14 protein-coding genes are annotated in these 15,756 nt (G+C 70.1%); 7 read left to right on the top strand and 7 right to left on the bottom strand.

Annotation, left to right across the window (positions count from 1 at the left end; translation table 11 throughout):
- A complete protein-coding gene (gene denD / locus GXW76_RS06625; protein ID WP_211861206.1) occupies positions 1 to 984 on the bottom strand; it encodes a D-erythronate dehydrogenase in 984 nt (327 codons plus the stop codon).
- Positions 985 to 1,049: 65 nt separating this feature from the next.
- On the opposite strand from denD, the gene GXW76_RS06620 reads away from it, so the two are divergent.
- The 7 genes from GXW76_RS06620 to GXW76_RS06590 all read left to right on the top strand — a co-directional run bounded on the left by GXW76_RS06620 (position 1,050) and on the right by GXW76_RS06590 (position 8,644).
- Positions 1,050 to 2,225, top strand: a complete 1,176-nt coding sequence (locus tag GXW76_RS06620) for a diaminopropionate ammonia-lyase (protein WP_211861205.1) — start codon at positions 1,050 to 1,052, stop codon at positions 2,223 to 2,225.
- A gap of 73 nt (positions 2,226 to 2,298) precedes the next feature.
- Positions 2,299 to 3,648, top strand: coding sequence for a sn-glycerol-3-phosphate ABC transporter substrate-binding protein UgpB (gene ugpB / locus GXW76_RS06615; protein ID WP_211861204.1), 1,350 nt, complete (start codon positions 2,299 to 2,301; stop codon positions 3,646 to 3,648).
- Between the two features lie 28 nt (positions 3,649 to 3,676).
- On the top strand, positions 3,677 to 4,558 hold the full coding sequence (gene ugpA, locus GXW76_RS06610; protein WP_211861203.1) for a sn-glycerol-3-phosphate ABC transporter permease UgpA: 882 nt from the start codon (positions 3,677 to 3,679) through the stop codon (positions 4,556 to 4,558).
- Positions 4,558 to 5,454, top strand: a complete 897-nt coding sequence (ugpE, locus tag GXW76_RS06605) for a sn-glycerol-3-phosphate ABC transporter permease UgpE (protein WP_211861202.1) — start codon at positions 4,558 to 4,560, stop codon at positions 5,452 to 5,454. Before ugpA ends, ugpE begins: the two co-directional genes overlap by 1 nt.
- Before the next feature lie 4 nt (positions 5,455 to 5,458).
- Entirely contained in the window at positions 5,459 to 6,526 is a 1,068-nt protein-coding gene (ugpC, locus tag GXW76_RS06600; RefSeq protein WP_211861201.1) for a sn-glycerol-3-phosphate ABC transporter ATP-binding protein UgpC, read from the top strand.
- Positions 6,527 to 6,592: 66 nt separating this feature from the next.
- Positions 6,593 to 7,573 (top strand): Bug family tripartite tricarboxylate transporter substrate binding protein, encoded by a 981-nt coding sequence (locus tag GXW76_RS06595; RefSeq protein ID WP_211861200.1) that lies wholly within the window; start codon positions 6,593 to 6,595, stop codon positions 7,571 to 7,573.
- Positions 7,574 to 7,675: 102 nt separating this feature from the next.
- Positions 7,676 to 8,644, top strand: coding sequence for a Bug family tripartite tricarboxylate transporter substrate binding protein (locus GXW76_RS06590; RefSeq protein ID WP_211861199.1), 969 nt, complete (start codon positions 7,676 to 7,678; stop codon positions 8,642 to 8,644).
- On the opposite strand, the gene GXW76_RS26130 is transcribed toward GXW76_RS06590, so the two are convergent.
- Genes GXW76_RS26130 through GXW76_RS06560 form a run of 6 tightly spaced genes read right to left on the bottom strand, consistent with a single transcriptional unit; the run spans position 8,645 to position 15,713 of the window.
- The gene (locus tag GXW76_RS26130; protein ID WP_338150902.1) at positions 8,645 to 9,466 is read right to left on the bottom strand and encodes a shikimate dehydrogenase family protein; all 822 of its coding nucleotides are present in this window, start codon (positions 9,464 to 9,466) and stop codon (positions 8,645 to 8,647) included. It abuts the gene before it with no gap.
- The gene (locus GXW76_RS06580) at positions 9,463 to 11,595 is read right to left on the bottom strand and encodes an alpha-ketoacid dehydrogenase subunit alpha/beta (RefSeq protein ID WP_211861198.1); all 2,133 of its coding nucleotides are present in this window, start codon (positions 11,593 to 11,595) and stop codon (positions 9,463 to 9,465) included. Before GXW76_RS06580 ends, GXW76_RS26130 begins: the two co-directional genes overlap by 4 nt.
- 1 nt (position 11,596) lies before the next feature.
- A complete protein-coding gene (locus tag GXW76_RS06575) occupies positions 11,597 to 12,352 on the bottom strand; it encodes an SDR family NAD(P)-dependent oxidoreductase (protein WP_211861197.1) in 756 nt (251 codons plus the stop codon).
- On the bottom strand, positions 12,345 to 13,049 hold the full coding sequence (locus tag GXW76_RS06570; protein WP_211861196.1) for an ABC transporter ATP-binding protein: 705 nt from the start codon (positions 13,047 to 13,049) through the stop codon (positions 12,345 to 12,347). The genes GXW76_RS06575 and GXW76_RS06570 overlap by 8 nt, the downstream gene beginning before the upstream one ends.
- Positions 13,036 to 14,841 carry a branched-chain amino acid ABC transporter ATP-binding protein/permease gene (locus tag GXW76_RS06565; RefSeq protein WP_211861195.1) on the bottom strand — a complete coding sequence of 602 codons (1,806 nt, stop codon included), beginning with the start codon at positions 14,839 to 14,841 and terminating at the stop codon, positions 13,036 to 13,038. The genes GXW76_RS06570 and GXW76_RS06565 overlap by 14 nt, the downstream gene beginning before the upstream one ends.
- On the bottom strand, positions 14,841 to 15,713 hold the full coding sequence (locus GXW76_RS06560; RefSeq protein ID WP_211861194.1) for a branched-chain amino acid ABC transporter permease: 873 nt from the start codon (positions 15,711 to 15,713) through the stop codon (positions 14,841 to 14,843). Before GXW76_RS06560 ends, GXW76_RS06565 begins: the two co-directional genes overlap by 1 nt.
- Positions 15,714 to 15,756 lie beyond the last annotated feature (43 nt).

Below are 15,756 nucleotides of genomic sequence, written 5' to 3'. Positions count from 1 at the left end.
TCAGAGGCCCCTGTCCGCCTTCGTCGCCTCGAGGTCGTCCTCGATGAACGCCCGCACCAGGTCCGCGAGCGGTTCCTGCTCGGGGAAGCCGAGGCGCCGGGCGCGCTTGGCCTCGAAGGATCCCGGCCAGCCGACGACGATGTCGAAGACTTCCTTGTCGAAGGCGAAGCCGACCTTGTCGCGCGCGGTGCGACCGGCGACCGCCTCCAGCGCCTCCAGCAGCTTGGCGACGGTCGCGCTGCGCCCCGGCGGATTGATCCCGCGGTCGAGGCCGAGCGGCGCGGTGTCCATCGTCGCCGCGTGCAGGAACCATTCGACGGTGCTGCGCGGGGAGCAGATCCACACCGCGAATTCCGGCGGCACCGGGCAGTCCGTGGACAGCCCCAGCAAGGGTTCCCGGATGATGGCCGAGACGAAGGAGGACGCCGCCTTGTTCGGTCGTCCCGGCCGGACCATGACCGTCGGCAGGCGGATGTTCACCGCGTCGAGGAAACCCTTGCGGCTCGCATCCTGGAGCAGCAATTCGCCGATCGCCTTCTGCGCGCCGTAGGAATTGGTCGGCACCTGGCGCCCGTCATCCGGCACCACCGCCTCCTGCCCGCCGCCGAAGGAGGCGACGGAGGAGGTGAAGACCACCCGCGGCTTCGTCCCCAGCGCCCGGCAGGCCTGAAGCACCGCCAGCGTGCCGTGGATGTTCACCTTCATGCCGAGGTCGTAGTCGGCCTCCGCCGCCGCGCTGACCACGGCGGCAAGGTGGAAGACCACCCCCGTGCCCGGCGGGATGGCGGCGGCGAGCGCGGCCGGGTCGGCCACGTCCCCGCCCAGGCAGCGCAGGGGGAAGGGGGCGGGCAGGGGCTTCGGCGCCGCCAGGTCGAACAGCGTCAGCCCGGTGATGGGCCGGCCGCCCAGCGTGCCGTCCTTCGCCAGTCGCGCCGCGAGCTTGCGGCCGAGGAACCCGCCGCCGCCCAGGATCGTGATCTGCATGCCGTCCCCTCCGAATCCGCTCCCGGTTTGGCGCGCGGCGCGCGCCGGCGCAATATCCGCCCGCCATGATCCCGACCGCACCCTTCCGCTTCCTCGTCAACCGCCACCACGGCACGCCCGGCGTCGTCGTCCTGCCCGATGGCGGCTTCCGCCGCGCGAAGGAGGAGATCTCCTCCTGGCCCGGCTATGCGCCGACCCCGCTGGTCGACTTGCCGGATGCCGCCGCCGCGGCGCGGGTGGGCTCCGTCCATTACAAGGACGAGGGCGGGCGCTTCGGCCTCGGCTCCTTCAAGGCGCTGGGCGGGGCCTTCGCCGTCATGCGGCTGCTGCAGGCCGAACTTGCCCGGCGGGGCGTGGCCAATGCCGCCACGGCCGCGGAGCTGATGGAAGGGAAGCACAAGGATGCCACGCGCAGCGTGACCGTCTGCTGCGCGACCGACGGCAACCACGGCCGCTCCGTCGCCTGGGGCGCGCAGCGATTCGGCGCGGCCTGCGTCATCTTCGTGCACGAGCACGTCAGCCAGGGCCGCCGCGATGCGATTGCCAAATGGGGTGCGGAAATCCGCGTCGTCCCCGGCAATTACGACGATGCGGTGCGGGAGGCGCAGAAGCAGGCCGAGGCGAACAAGTGGTTCGTCGTCTCCGACACCTCCTATGCCGGCTATACGGAAGTCCCGCGCGACGTGATGCAGGGCTACCGCGTCATGGCCGAGGAAGCCGCGGACCAGATCGGCCAGGCGCCGACGCATGTCTTCATCCAGGGCGGCGTCGGCGGGGTGGCGGCGGCGGTCTCGGTGCAGATGCGCGCGCGCTTCGGCGGCTCGGTGAAGGTGGTGGTGGTCGAACCCGACAAGGCCGCCTGCCTGCTCGCGAGCGCCGAGGCCGGGCAGCCGACCACGGTTCCGGGCGACCTCGACACGCTGATGGCCGGCCTGGCCTGCGGCGAGCCGTCATTGCTCGCGTGGCAGGAACTGGAGCGCGGCGCCTTCGCCTTCATGGCGGTGCCGGACGAAACTGCGGTGGAGAGCATGAAGGCGCTGGCCGCCCGCAAGCCGGCGGTCGTGGCTGGGGAAAGCGCGGTGGCGGGCCTCGCTGCCCTGCTGCTGGCCGCGCGCGAGCCCTTCGCGCGGGCGGCCCTCGGCCTGGATGAATCGAGCCGCGTGCTGCTTTTCGGCACCGAGGGCGCCACCGATGTGGAGGTTTACACAAAACTTGTGGGACATGCCCCTTCATCTCCGTGACGCCGATCTGTAATCTCCCTGCAAAGGCGGGCGGCTAACTCGCCGCGTCGCCACAACGGGAGAGGACGAGCTGATGCACCGCCGTACATTGCTGACCGGGGCGATGTCCCTCGGCGTCGCCGCACCTGCGATCGGCCAGACCCAGCCGATCGAGATCCAGTTCTGGCATGGCCTCGCCCAGCCGCTCGGCGGCATGCTCGAGAAGCGCGCCACCGACTTCAACGCCACGCAGACCCGCTACAAGGTCGTGCCGACCTTCCGCGGGTCCTACCCCGAGACGATGGTCGCCGCCATCGCCGCCTTCCGCGCCAACAACGCCCCGCATGTCGTGCAGATGTTCGAGGTCGGCACCGGCACCATGATGGGCGCCGGCCGCGCGGTGAAGCCGGTGCACGAGCTGCTGGCCGAGACGGGCGTGCAGATCGACTTCAACGACTACCTGCCCGGCGTCCGCGGCTACTACAGCCTGTCGGACGGGCGGATGATGTCGATGCCGTTCAACAGCTCGACCACCATCGTCTGGTACAACAAGGATGCCTTCCGCCGCGCCGGAGTCGATCCCGACAAGTTCCCCGAAACCTGGCAGGGCGTGGCCGAGATCCTGCCCAAGCTGAAGGCCGGCGGCGGCACAGCCGTGCCGATGAGCACCGCCTGGCTCACCTGGGCGCAGATCGAGAACTTCTCGGCCATCCACGACATCCCGCTCGCCACCCTGGCGAACGGCTTCGGCGGCCTCGGCACCGAATTGCAGATCAACAACCCGCTGGTGCAGCGCCACATGCAGGCGCTGGTGGACTGGCAGAAGGACGGCCTGTTCCGCTACGGCGGCCGCAACAACGCCGGCGAGCCCGCCTTCCCGAACGGCGAGGCGGCGATCATGTTCACCTCCTCCGGGTTCCGCGCGCGGGTGCAGCGGGAGGCGCGCTTCGGCTGGGGCGTCGCCATGCTGCCCTACTACCAGGGCACGCCGAACGCGCCGATCAACAGCATCATCGGCGGCGCCAGCCTGTGGGTGATGAACAAGGGCCCGGCCGCGGGTGGCGGGCGCTCGCGCGACGAGTTCCAGGGCGTGGCGGAGTTCTTCAAGTATCTCAGCCAGCCCGAGGTCGACGCGCAGTGGCACATGGACACGGGCTATGTCCCGGTGCGCCGCGCCTCCTACGCCATTGCGCGGGAGAAGGGCTTCTATCGCGACAACCCGGGCGCGGACGTGCCCATCGAGCAGCTCCTGCGCGGCGGCGGCACGCTGACCGACAACAGCCGCGGCATCCGCCTCGGCGGCTTCGTCGAGATCCGCACCATCATGGAGGAGGAGTTCGAGCGCGCCTTCCAGGGCCAGCAGAACGCCCAGCAGGCGCTGGCCAACGCGACCACGCGCGGCAACGTCGTGCTGCGCAACTTCGAGCGCGCGAACCGCGGCTGATGACAGGCCCGGCGCCGCGGAGGATACCGTGAGAAAGAAGGTCATCTTCCGTGGCGCCGTGCTGCCCTACCTGCTGTTGCTGCCGCAGATGGCGGTGACGCTGGTCTTCTTCTTCTGGCCCGCCGGCATGACGGTCTGGCAGTCGATGCAGCGGGAGGACGCCTTCGGCCTGCGGACCGAATTCGTCGCCTTCGAGAACTTCCTCGACCTCTTCACCGACGCGATCTACCTCAACGCCGCCTGGAACACGGTCGTCTTCTCGACCTCGGTCGCGGCGCTGGCGCTCGGCTCGGCGCTGTTCCTCGCGGTGCAGGCGGACAAGCAGATCCGCGGATCGGGCCTCTACAAGACGCTGCTGGTCTGGCCCTATGCGGTGGCGCCGGCGCTCGCCGCGGTGCTCTGGCTGTTCATCTTCCATCCCTCGATCGGGCTCGTCGGGCGTGGTTTCTCCGCCATCGGCATCGACTGGGACTACCGGGTGAACGGGGGGCAGGCGATGGCGATGGTGATCGTCGCGGCGGCGTGGAAGCAGGTCTCCTACAACTTCATCTTCTTCCTCGCCGGGCTGCAATCCATCCCGACCTCGGTGCTGGAGGCCGCGGCCATCGACGGCGCGCGGCCGATGCGGCGCTTCTGGACGGTGGTCTTCCCGCTGCTCTCGCCGACCGCCTTCTTCCTGCTGGTGGTGAACCTCGTCTATGCCTTCTTCGACACCTTCGGCGTCATCCACGCGCTGACGCGCGGGGGTCCCGGCAATGCGACCGAGACGCTGATCTACAAGGTCTATGTGGACGGGGTGCAGAACCTGAACTTCGGTTCCTCTGCCGCGCAGAGCGCGGTGCTCATGGCCATCGTCATCGCATTGACCGCGATCCAGTTCCGCTTCATCGAACGGCGGGTGCATTACTGATGTCGGGCGCGACCATCGATGTCGAGGCGCTGGCCGCCGCATCCCGCCGCCGCAAGGCGCGGGAACGCTTCCTGACGCACCTCGCCCTGATCCTTGGCGTCGCCGTCTTCGCGCTGCCGATCTGGATCACCCTGGTCGGTTCCACCCACGACACCGACACGATCGGCCGCGGCGAGGTGCCGCTGCTGCCGGGGGGCGAGGCGCTGCGCAACTACACCAGGGCGTGGTCCGAGGGCGGCGGCGGCCGCAACACCTTCGCCGTGCCGGCCGGCACCATGCTGCTCAACAGCTTCATCATGGCGATGCTGATCGCGGTCGGGAAGATCGCCATCTCGCTGCTCTCGGCCTTCGCGGTGGTGTTCTTCGCCTTCCCCTTCCGCATGGTCTTCTTCTGGATGATCTTCATCACCCTGATGCTGCCGGTCGAGGTCCGCATCATCCCGACCTTCCAGGTGATGACGGACCTGTCGCTGATCGACACCATGACGGGGCTGACGCTGCCGCTGATCGCCTCGGCCACCGCGACGCTGCTGTTCCGCCAGTTCTTCCTGACCATCCCCGACGAATACGTGGAAGCCGCCAAGGTGGACGGCGCCGGGCCACTGCGCTTCTTCAAGGACGTGGTGCTGCCGCTGTCCGCGACCAACATCGCCGCGCTCTTCGTCATCCTGTTCATCTATGGCTGGAACCAGTACCTCTGGCCGCTGCTGATGGTGTCGAACCGCGACCTCGAAACCATCATCGTCGGCCTGACCAAAATGATCGGCATCGGCGACACGCAGAACGAGTGGAACCTCATCATGACCACGGCGGTCTTCGCCCTGCTGCCGCCGGTTGCCGTCGTGGTGCTGATGCAGCGCTGGTTCATCAAGGGCCTGACCGAGACGGAGAAGTAGCCGCGTGGCGAGCCTCGACATCCAGGGCGTGACCAAGTCCTTCGGCGCGACGAAGGTGCTGCACGGCATCGACCTTGCCGTGGCCGACGGGGAGATGGTGGTGATCGTCGGCGCCTCGGGCTGCGGCAAGTCCACCCTGCTGCGCATCGTCGCGGGGCTGGAAACGCCGACCGGCGGCAAGGTGCTGATCGAGGGTCGCGACGTCACGCCGCTGGAACCGGCCGACCGCGACATCGCCATGGTGTTCCAGACCTACGCGCTCTATCCGCACATGTCGGTCTTCGACAACATGGCCTATGGCCTGAAGATCCGCGGCCTGCCCAAGGCGGAGATCCGCGCCCGCGTGCAGGAAGCGGCGGACCTGCTCTCCATCGGCCAGCTTCTCGAACGCAAGCCGCGGCAACTCTCGGGCGGGCAGCGCCAGCGCGTCGCCATGGGCCGCGCCATCGTGCGCCACCCCAAGCTGTTCCTGTTCGACGAACCGCTGTCGAACCTCGACGCCAAGCTGCGCGTGCAGATGCGCGCGGAGATCCGCCGGTTGCAGAAGCGGCTTTCCGTCACCTCGCTCTTCGTCACCCATGACCAGGTGGAGGCGATGACGCTCGGTGACCGGCTGGTCGTGATGCACGAAGGCCGCGCCGCGCAGATCGGCACGCCGATGGAGGTCTGGTCGCGCCCGGCCGACACCTATGTCGCTTCCTTCATCGGCAGCCCGGCGATGAACTTCCTGCCCGCCACGCTGACCGAGGGCGGCGCGGCGGCGCGGCTGGCCGGCGGCGCGGTGTGGCGCTTCACCGACGGCGCACGACCGGGTGGGGACGGACGCGCCGTGACCCTCGGCATCCGCCCCGAGCACCTGCTGGCCGATGGCGCCGACGGCCTGCCCCTGGCGATCGAACTCGCCGAGCCCATGGGCTCCGAGACCGTGGTGCATGGAAGGCTGCCCGACGGCACCGCGCTGACGGCGCGCCTGCCCGGCGGCGTGCCGGGCGAAGGGCTGCGCGTCGCGCCGGAACTTCCGGCGCTGCACGTCTTCGACGCGGAGGGCGGCCGGCGCCTCGATCCCGCCTGAGCGCCCATTGACGGGCGCGGGGCCGACCTCCCAGATTGCGGGCAAGCAATCGGGAGAAGCCTTGCCATGAATCGTCGTAACATCCTGGGCCTCGGCGCTGCCGGCATGGTCGCGCCCCTCGTCGCCCGCGCGCAGGCTCCCGCCTGGCCGACCCAGCCGAGCCGCATGGTGATCCCCTTCGCCGCCGGCGGCCCGACCGATGTCGTCGGCCGCCTGATCGCCGACCGCATGAGCGACGCGCTGCCCCACCGCGTCGTGGTCGAGAACCGCACCGGCTCCGGCGTGGTGATCGGCACCGAGGTCGTCGCCAAGTCGCCGAAGGACGGCAGCACCTTCCTCTACAGCACCATCGCCCATGCGGTGCTGCGCGCGCTCTTCCCGCGCCTGCCCTTCGACCCGATCGCGGATTTCACGCCGGTCGCGCTCTGCGGGCAGATCCCGATGATCCTGATGGTGCATCCCTCGCTCGGGGTGAGCAACGCGCAGGAACTCATCGCGCTGCTGCGCGCCAATCCGGGCAAGTACGACTACGCATCGTCCGGCAATGGCGGCGCGGTGCACCTCGCGACCGAGCTCTTCTGGCACGAGGCCGGGGGGCTGCGCGTGAACCACGTGCCCTATCGCGGGTCCAGCGCGGCGATGCCGGACGTCCTCTCGGGCCGCATTCCCATCATCATGGATGTGGCGGCCGGCGCGCTGCCCTACCTCGCGCGCGGCGAGTTGCGGCCGATCGGCATCACCGACATGCGGCGTTCCCCGGCGGCGCCGAACGTGCCGACCTTCCACGAGCAGGGCGTGCGCAACTTCGTCGCCTATACCTGGCACATGCTGCTGGTCCCGTCCGGCACCCCGGCGCCGATCGTGCAGGCGATCAACGCCGCCACCAACCGCGCGCTGGCACCCGATGCGGTGAAGGCCCGGCTGCAGGAACTGACGATGAACGTCGTCGCCGACAGCACGCCGGCCAGCGCCAAGGCGTTCCTCGACGCCGAGATCGCCAAGTGGGAGCCGATCATCCGCAGCGCGAATATCACCGCGAACGGATGACGGGTCGCAGGAAAGTTACGGTAGCGATGTAACGGCGCGGTGGACGGCAATTGACGGGGGCGGACGCATCGTTCATGCGTCCGGCCTTCTGGAGATAGCCTCATGAACCGTCGTCACCTGCTGGGCTTCGGCGCCGCCGCGGCCCTTGCCCCCGTTGCCGCACGCGCCCAGTCCTGGCCGACCCAGCCGGTCCGCCTGGTGGTGCCCTTCGCCGCCGGCGGCCCGACCGACATTCCCGCGCGCCTCTTCGCCGAGGAACTCTCCAAGGCCCTGCCGCAGCGCGTGATCGTCGAGAACCGCACCGGCGCCGGCGTGGTGGTCGGCACCGATGCCGTCGCCAAGGCGCCGAAGGACGGGCAGACGCTGCTCTACACCACGGTCGCGCATTCGGTGCTGGGGGCGCTCTTCCCGCGCCTGCCCTTCGACCCGGTGGCGGACTTCACCCCCGTCACCCTGGTCGGCGTGATCCCGATGGTGATCACGGTGAACAAGGACTTCCCGGTCCGGACGCTGCAGGAACTGGTCGAGAAGCTGCGCAAGGAGCCGGGCCAGCACGACTACGCCAGCAGCGGCAATGGCGGCGCCCTGCACCTCGCGGCCGAACTGCTGCTCCGCCGCGCCGGGGTGCGCGCCAACCACGTGCCCTACCGCGGCACCGCGGCGGCGATGCCGGACGTGCTGAACGGCACCATTCCCCTCATCGTGGACGTCGCCACCTCCACGCTGCCCTTCGTGCAGCGCGGGGAGACGCGCGCGCTCGCGGTGATGGACAGCCAGCGCCTGCCGCAACTGCCGGACGTGCCGACCACGGCCGAGGCCGGGTTCCCGGGCCTCGAAGCCTATACCTGGCACATGGTGCTGGCGCCCTCGGGCACGCCCGCGCCGGTGGTGGACACGATCGCGCAGGCCTTCGGCAAGGTGGCCGCGGAACGCGCCACGCAGGCGCGCCTCGCCGAACTCGCCATGCGCCTCGAGCCCGACAGCTCGCCCGCCCGCGCCGCCGCCTGGATGGTTTCCGAGCGCGCGAAGTGGGAAGGCATCATCCGCGAGGCGGGGATCCGCATCGACTGATCAGCCGGCGCCCATGAAGCGCGCGAGCAGCGGGATCTGGGCGGCGAGCATCGGCTTGCCGCCATGGGTCGCGCAGCCGCGCTTCGTGGCTTCGGCCAGGAAGGGCGTCACCTCCGGCGTCATGATGACCTCCGCCGCCAGCATCGGCGGGGCGAGGCGCGTGACGTCGAGCGGCAGCGCATCGCCGTCCTTCATGCCGAGGGAGGTCGCGTTCGCCACGATGTCATGGCCCGAGGGATCGGCGCTGCCCGCGCGCGCGTCGCAGGCGGGGTAGGCGGCGCGCACCCGCGCGGCGAGCTGCTCCGCCTTCGCCATGGTGCGGTTGTGGATGGTCAGCCGTGCGGCGCCGTGCCGGGCGAAGGCGAAGGCAAGGCCCGCCCCGGCGCCGCCCGCACCCGCCATGACCACCGCGCGGCCGGCGACCTCATGCCCGGCGTCGCGCAGCCCGGCGATGAATCCCTCGCCGTCGAACTGCCCGCCGGTGAGCCGGCCATCGGCCTCGCGCCGGACGACGTTCACCGCGCCGACTTCGCGGGCCGCGTCGGTCAGCGTATCGCAGAACGCGACGATCGCTTCCTTGTGCGGCACCGTCACGATGAAGCCGCGCAGGTTCCGCATCCGGCGCAGCCCGTCGAGCACGGTCGCCAGGTCCTCCGGCAGCACGTGCAGCGGCACCAGCACGCCATCGTGGCCGAGCGCGTCGTAATGGGTGTTCATCATCTGCGGCGTGCGCACATGCGCGACGGGATGGGCGAGGATCGCCGTGATCGCCGTCGCGCCGGAGATGGAGGCGCGCGACTGCGCGGCGCGAGGCGCGTTCACCGCCGCCCCCGGTCGCGCTTCATCGCGAGGAGGGCGGCTTCGACATCCACCTGCGTCGCGCGCGCGGCGTGTTCCAGCACCTTGGAGATGGTCGGGCTGGCCTCGCCGCCGGTGACGCGCGCGACCGGCGCATCGAGCCAGTCGAACAGCCGCCGCTGCGCCGCATCGGCAAACCAGCCGCCCCAGGAGGGGCCCTGCGCGCCTTCCTCCACCACGATCAGCGCGCCGGTGCGCTTCACGCTCGCTTCGACCATCGCCCAGTCGAGGCCGGCGCGGTCCAGCGTGCGGAGGTCGATCACTTCCGCATCCACGCCCGTCGCTTCCGCCGCTGCGACGGTTTGCCCAACCATGTTGAGATAGGTCGCGACCGTCACCGCGCTTCCGCGCCGCACGGTCTTCGCGGAGCCGATCGGGATGACGTAGTCCCAGTCGCCTTCCGGCGCCTCGCCCTCGCTCTGGTAGAGCGCGACATGTTCCAGCACGAGCACCGGATCGTCGCAGGCCAGCGCGGCGTTCATCAGTCCGACGTAGTCGTAGGGCGTGGCGGGCGCGACGATGCGCCATCCCGGCGCGGTGGCGAAGATGCCGGCCGGGTCCATCGAATGCTGGCTGCCGTAGCCGGTGCCGATCGCGACCTTGGTGCGCAGGACGAGCGGCGCCTTGGCCGTGCCGCCGAACATGTGCCGTGCCTTGGCCGCCTGGTTGAACACCTGGTCCGCCGCGACCCAGAGGAAATCCGGGTACATGAACTCGACGACCGGGCGGAAGCGGCCGTCCATCGCCATGCCGCCGGCGAGGCCCATGAAGGCGGCCTCGGCGATCGGCGTGCCCAGGATGCGGCCGGGAAAGGCCTCCGTCAGCCCGCGCGTGGCGCCGTTGGTGCCGCCGCGCAGACGGTGCACGTCCTCGCCCATGACGATGATGCGCGGATCGGTGGACATGCGGCGGTGCATGACCTCCGACACGCAGTCGATGAATTTCCGCGTCACGATGCTGCCGCGGAATTCCGTGCGCGCGCCGCGGAGTTCCGACAGGTCGCCGCGGATGTGCTGGTCCTTCGTCGCCGGATCGGGCCACAGCGCGGGACGGATGCGGCGGGCATTGCCGGCGGGTTCGGTGAAATCGGCGACGATCTCGGCCATCGCGGCCTCGATCCCGGCGCGCATGCGCGTCGTCTCGGACTGCGGCAGGCGCTTGCCCAGCGCGGCGATCGGGTCGCGCGCGCGCCAGACGGCTTCCTCCTCCTTCGAGCGGTAGCCGAAGGCGGAACCGGGCAGGGGGCCGTTCTGGTGGAAGAAGCGGTAGCATTCCGCCTCGATCAACGCCGGACCCTTGCCTTCGCGGCACAGCGCGACCGCCTGCTCCATCGCGAGCTTCACCGCCAGCGGGTCCATCCCATCCACCTGCCAGGACGGGATGCCGAAGCCCATGCCGCGTGCGGCGAGGCGCGGTTCGCGCGTGCTTTCCGCGACGGTGGTGGAGACCGCGTAGCCGTTGTTCTCGATGAAGAACACCATCGGCAGCGACCAGGCCGCGGAGAGGTTCATCGTCTCCAGCGCTGCGCCGATATTCGTCGCCCCGTCGCCGAGAAAGGTCACGGCGACATTGTCCGTGCCCGCGAACTTCATCGCTGCCGCGGCACCGGCCGCGAGCGGCACGCCACCACCGACGATGGCATTGGTGCCGAGGCAGCCCGCTTCCGCCCAGCGCAGGTGCATCGACCCGCCACGCCCGCCCGACCAGCCCGGCGACAGGCCCATGATTTCCGCCAGCGCCTGGCGCAGCACGCCGCGCGCTTTCGGCGTCACCGCATCCGCCGCGCCGACATGCCGCAGCGCCTTGGCGAGGAACTGGTGATGCCCGCGATGGCTGCCGTTGATCTGGTCGCCCGGCTTCAGCGCGAAGATCGCACCTGTCGCGCCACCTTCCTGGCCGATGGAAGAATGCGCCGGCCCATGCACCAGCGTCTCGCCCGCCAGCCGCAGCACCGCTTCCTCGAAGGAACGGATGGCCTGCATGGACCACCAGAGGGCGCGGGCTTCGTCGGGCGAAAGCGCATCCCAGTCCGCATCCGTGGTCGTCAGCCGGACGCAGGGGGCGGAAGGCTGGAGCGGTGTGGTCTGCGGCATGTCAGGGCGCTCCGTTGGCGGTCCATCCGGCATCCACCGGCAGCACCGCGCCGGTGATCGCCGAGGCGGCGGGGGAGGCGAGGAAGCAGGCGAGGGCGGCGACCTCCTCAGGCTGCACCAGCCGCCGCAGCGGCGCACGCGCCGTCAGCGCAGCCGGGTCGAGCCGCCCGCGCGCGACCAGGTCGCTGACGAGCGTGGTCTCGGTGTAGCCGGGCGCCAGCGCATTCACCCGCACCCCGCGTGGTCCCCATTCGCAGGCGAGGGATCGCGCGAGATTCGCCACCGCCGCCTTGGTCGAGCAATAGGCCGCCCGCTCCGCCCCGCCGATCGTGCCGTAGAGCGATGACGTGAACAGGATCAGCCCGGCGCCGTCCCGCACCATGCGCCGCCCCGCCGCCTGCGCGGTCAGGAAGGCGCCGGTCAGGTTCACGTCCACGGTCCGCCGCCAGTCCTCGACCGACAGGTCGAGCGTCGGCGTGTTCATCGAGAAGCCTGCATTCGCCAAGGCGACATCCACGCCGCCCCAGGCTGCATCCATGGCCGCGAAGGCCGCTTCGACCTCGGCGGCGTCGGCGACGTTGCCGGCGACGCGGAGCCATCCTTCCGGCGTATCCGGCACCGTATCGCGATCCAGGATGCACACCCGCGCGCCGCGCGCGGCAAAGGCATCCGCGACCGCCCGCCCGATCCCCCGCGCGCCACCCGTCACCAGCACGCGCGTGCCGGGCGGCGGCAGCGGGGAGATCGGCTCAGACACCGAGATAGGCCCGCTTCACATGCGGGTCCTTCAGCAGCGCGGGGCCGGTGTCGCTCATCACCACCTTGCCGTTCTCGAGCACGTAGCCGCGCGTCGCGATCTGCAGCGTGTGGACGATGTTCTGCTCGACGATCAGCACCGTGGTGCCGGAAGCGACCACGCGGTCCACGATCCCGAACACCTGCTTCACGATCAGCGGGGCGAGGCCGAGCGAGGGTTCGTCGAACATGAGCAGCTTCGGGTTCGCCATCATGCCGCGCGCGATCGCGACCATCTGCTGCTCGCCGCCCGAGAGCGATCCGGCCAACTGCGTCAGCCGTTCCCGCACACGGGGGAACAGGGTCAGCACCTCCTCCATCCGTTCCTCGATGCGTGCCCGCGCGGCCGGCTTGTAGGCGCCGAGCATGAGGTTCTCGCGCACCGTCATGAAGGGAAAGAGCTGCCGACCCTCCGGCACCATGGTGATGCCGAGATCGACGATCCCGGGCGGCGACAGCCTGGCCGTGTCCTTGCCGTCCACGGTGATGCGCCCGCCCGTCGGCTTGATGAGGCCGCAGATGGCGCGCAGCGTCGTCGTCTTGCCGGCGCCGTTGCCGCCGACGATGGTCACGACCTCGCCGGCGTTCACTTCCAGCGAGACGTCCTGCAGCACGGTGACCGGCCCGTAGCCGGCGCGGAGGTTCTCAAGCCGCAGCATGGGCGTATTCCTCGCCGAGATAGGCCTCGATCACCGCGGGGTTGCGCGCGATCTCGGATGGCGGCCCCTCCGCGATCAGCCTGCCCGAGTTGATGACGACGATGTGGTCCGACAGCGCCATCACCGCGGCCATGACGTGCTCGATGGCGATGACGGAAACGCCGCTGTCGCGCACCCGCTTGATCAGTTCCACCGCCTGCTGCACGTCGGCCGGGTTGAGGCCGGCCATCACCTCGTCCAGCAGCAGCACGCGCGGCTTCATGGCCAGCGCGCGGGCCACTTCCAGCCGCTTGGCGCCGCCTACCGTCAGGCTGCGCGCCTCCGCGTCCAGCAGACCGGTCAACCCGACCGTCGCCGCCACTTCCTCGGCGATGCGTCGTGCTTCCACCGCGCTGCGCGTGCCGTGGAAGGCGCCGAGCATGATGTTCTCCCGCACGCTCAGCCCGGTGAAGGGCTGCACGATCTGGAAGGTGCGCGCGACACCCGCCGCCGCAAAGCCGTGCGGCGAATTGGGCGAGACCCAGGCGCCATCCGCCAGCCGCACGCGCACCCCGCCCGAACTTGGCGGCAGGAAGCCCGAAAGCAGGTTGAACAGCGTCGTCTTCCCCGCGCCGTTGGGGCCGATGACGCCGAGCACCTCGCCCTCGCGCAGCGTGATGGAGACATCGCTGGTCGCCACCAGGCCGCCGAACTTCTTCACCAGGTTGCGGGCCTCGAGCAGTGGCTCGCCCACCGGCGGGCGTTCCTCGCCGGGGGCGGCCGGTGCCGGCGGCTGGATGCGCGCCGCGCTATCCACCTCCGCCACGCCGCCGAAGCGCCGCTTCAGCCAGGGACCGATCGAGCCCACCAACCCCTTCGGCATGGTCAGCACCACCCCGACCAGCACGAGGCCATAGACCAGCCCGTGCAACCCGTTCGCCGCGGCACCCAGCCAGCCGCGCGCGGCTTCCGCGATCGGCACCACCAGCAGCGTGCCCCAGATCGGGCCGGTGACGGTGCCGAGGCCGCCGATCAACGCGAACATCGCCACCTGGATCGCGGTGGGCAGGGAGAACATCGTCTCCGGGTCGATGAAGTTCAGGTAGATGCCGTGGAAGGTGCCGACCAGCGAGGTCAGCGCCGCCGAGATCGCGAAGGCCGCGAGCTTCACGCCGGTCGCGTTCACGCCCACGGCGCGCGCCGCGTCCTCGCGTTCCCGCACCGCGACCAGGTAGAAGCCGAGCCGCGAGTTGCGCACCAGCCAGGAGACGGCCAGCGCCAGCGCCATCAGCCCGAAGGCGATGATGAGGTAGTTCTCCTTCTCGCGAAACAGCATCCAGGCCCAGCCGATGCGCATCTCCGTGCCGACGAACATCGGCACCGGAAGCCCGGCGGATCCGCCCGTAAAATCCTTGAAGTGGATGGCGAGCAGCCGGATCACTTCCAGGAAGGCGATGGTGGAGAGCGCGAAGAACGGCCCGCGCAGCCTGAGACAGGGCCAGGCGATGAAGACGGCCACGGCGACCGCCACCGCCGCGCCGACAATCCCGCCGAACCACGGGATCAGCCCGAAATGCTGGTTCAGCATCGCGCCGGCATAGCCGCCGATGCCGTAGAAGATCGTCTGCCCGAGCGAGAGCTGCCCCGCGAAGCCGCCGAGGATGTTCCACGCGCAGGCCATCGCCGCGAAGACGAAGATCGTGACGAAGATGTGCTGCCAGAAGCCCGACCCTTCCGGGTCGATCGCCGGGATCAGCCAGAAGGGCAGGGCAAACAGCGCGGCGAGGCCGCCGAGGGCAAGCGCGACCCGCATCACTCGTTCCCCCGCACGCCGAACAGCCCCGCGGGCCGCACGATCAGGATGCCCAGGAAGATGGCGAAATAGACGACTTCCTTGAGATCCGGCGCGATGTAGTAGCCGGCCAGGCTCTCGACCAGGCCGATGATCAGCGCGCCGATCACGGCACCTTCCAGGCTGCCCATGCCGCCCAGCACCACCACCACGAAGGCGGTCAGCACGAAGAAGGAGCCGACGGTCGGGAAGGCCGGGTAGAGCGGCGCCAGCACCGCCGCCGCCAGCCCGACGCAGCCCGTGCCGATGCCGAAGGTGATCGCGTAGATGCGGTTGACGTCGATGCCCATCAGCGGCGCCGCGTAGCGGTTCTGCGCCACCGCGCGGATGGCGCGCCCGAGATGCGTGCGGTTCAGGAAGGCGATCAGCGCGCCCGTCGCGGCGAAGGAGACGAAGAAGGCGACGAGGTTGCCGCGCGAGACGGAGGCGATCCCCCACAGGTCCGTCGCCTGCCGCGCCCAGGGCAGGTCCACGCTGCGCAGGTCCGCCGAGAACAGCATCAGCGCGCCATTCGCCAGCGCCGTGCCGATGCCCACCGTCGCGAAGATCTGGATATGCGGGTCGGCGTTCATCAGCGGCTGGATGATCGCTCGCTGCATCAGCGCGCCGAGGAAGAAGAACACCACCGCGAGCGGCAGCGCCGCGACGTAGGGATGCAGGCCGAGCTGGCTCGCCATGATCCAGGTGGCGTAGAGCCCGACCATCAGGAATTCGCCATGCGCGAAGTTCACCACGCGCACGATGCCGAAGATGAGGGTCAGCCCGATGCTGATCAGCGCGAAGACGCCGCCGAGCAGCGCACCGTTGGCGATGAGCTGGAGGAGGATGTCCATGATGCGAAAAGGGCGGCCGAAGCCGCCCCCCTTTCCCGCGTTC

Origin of the sequence: Neoroseomonas soli (assembly GCF_018129065.1) — a bacterium.
Lineage (GTDB): Bacteria > Pseudomonadota > Alphaproteobacteria > Acetobacterales > Acetobacteraceae > Neoroseomonas > Neoroseomonas soli.
Note: the sequence above shows the minus strand (reverse complement) of the source record. Positions and strands in the feature narration are given on the sequence as shown.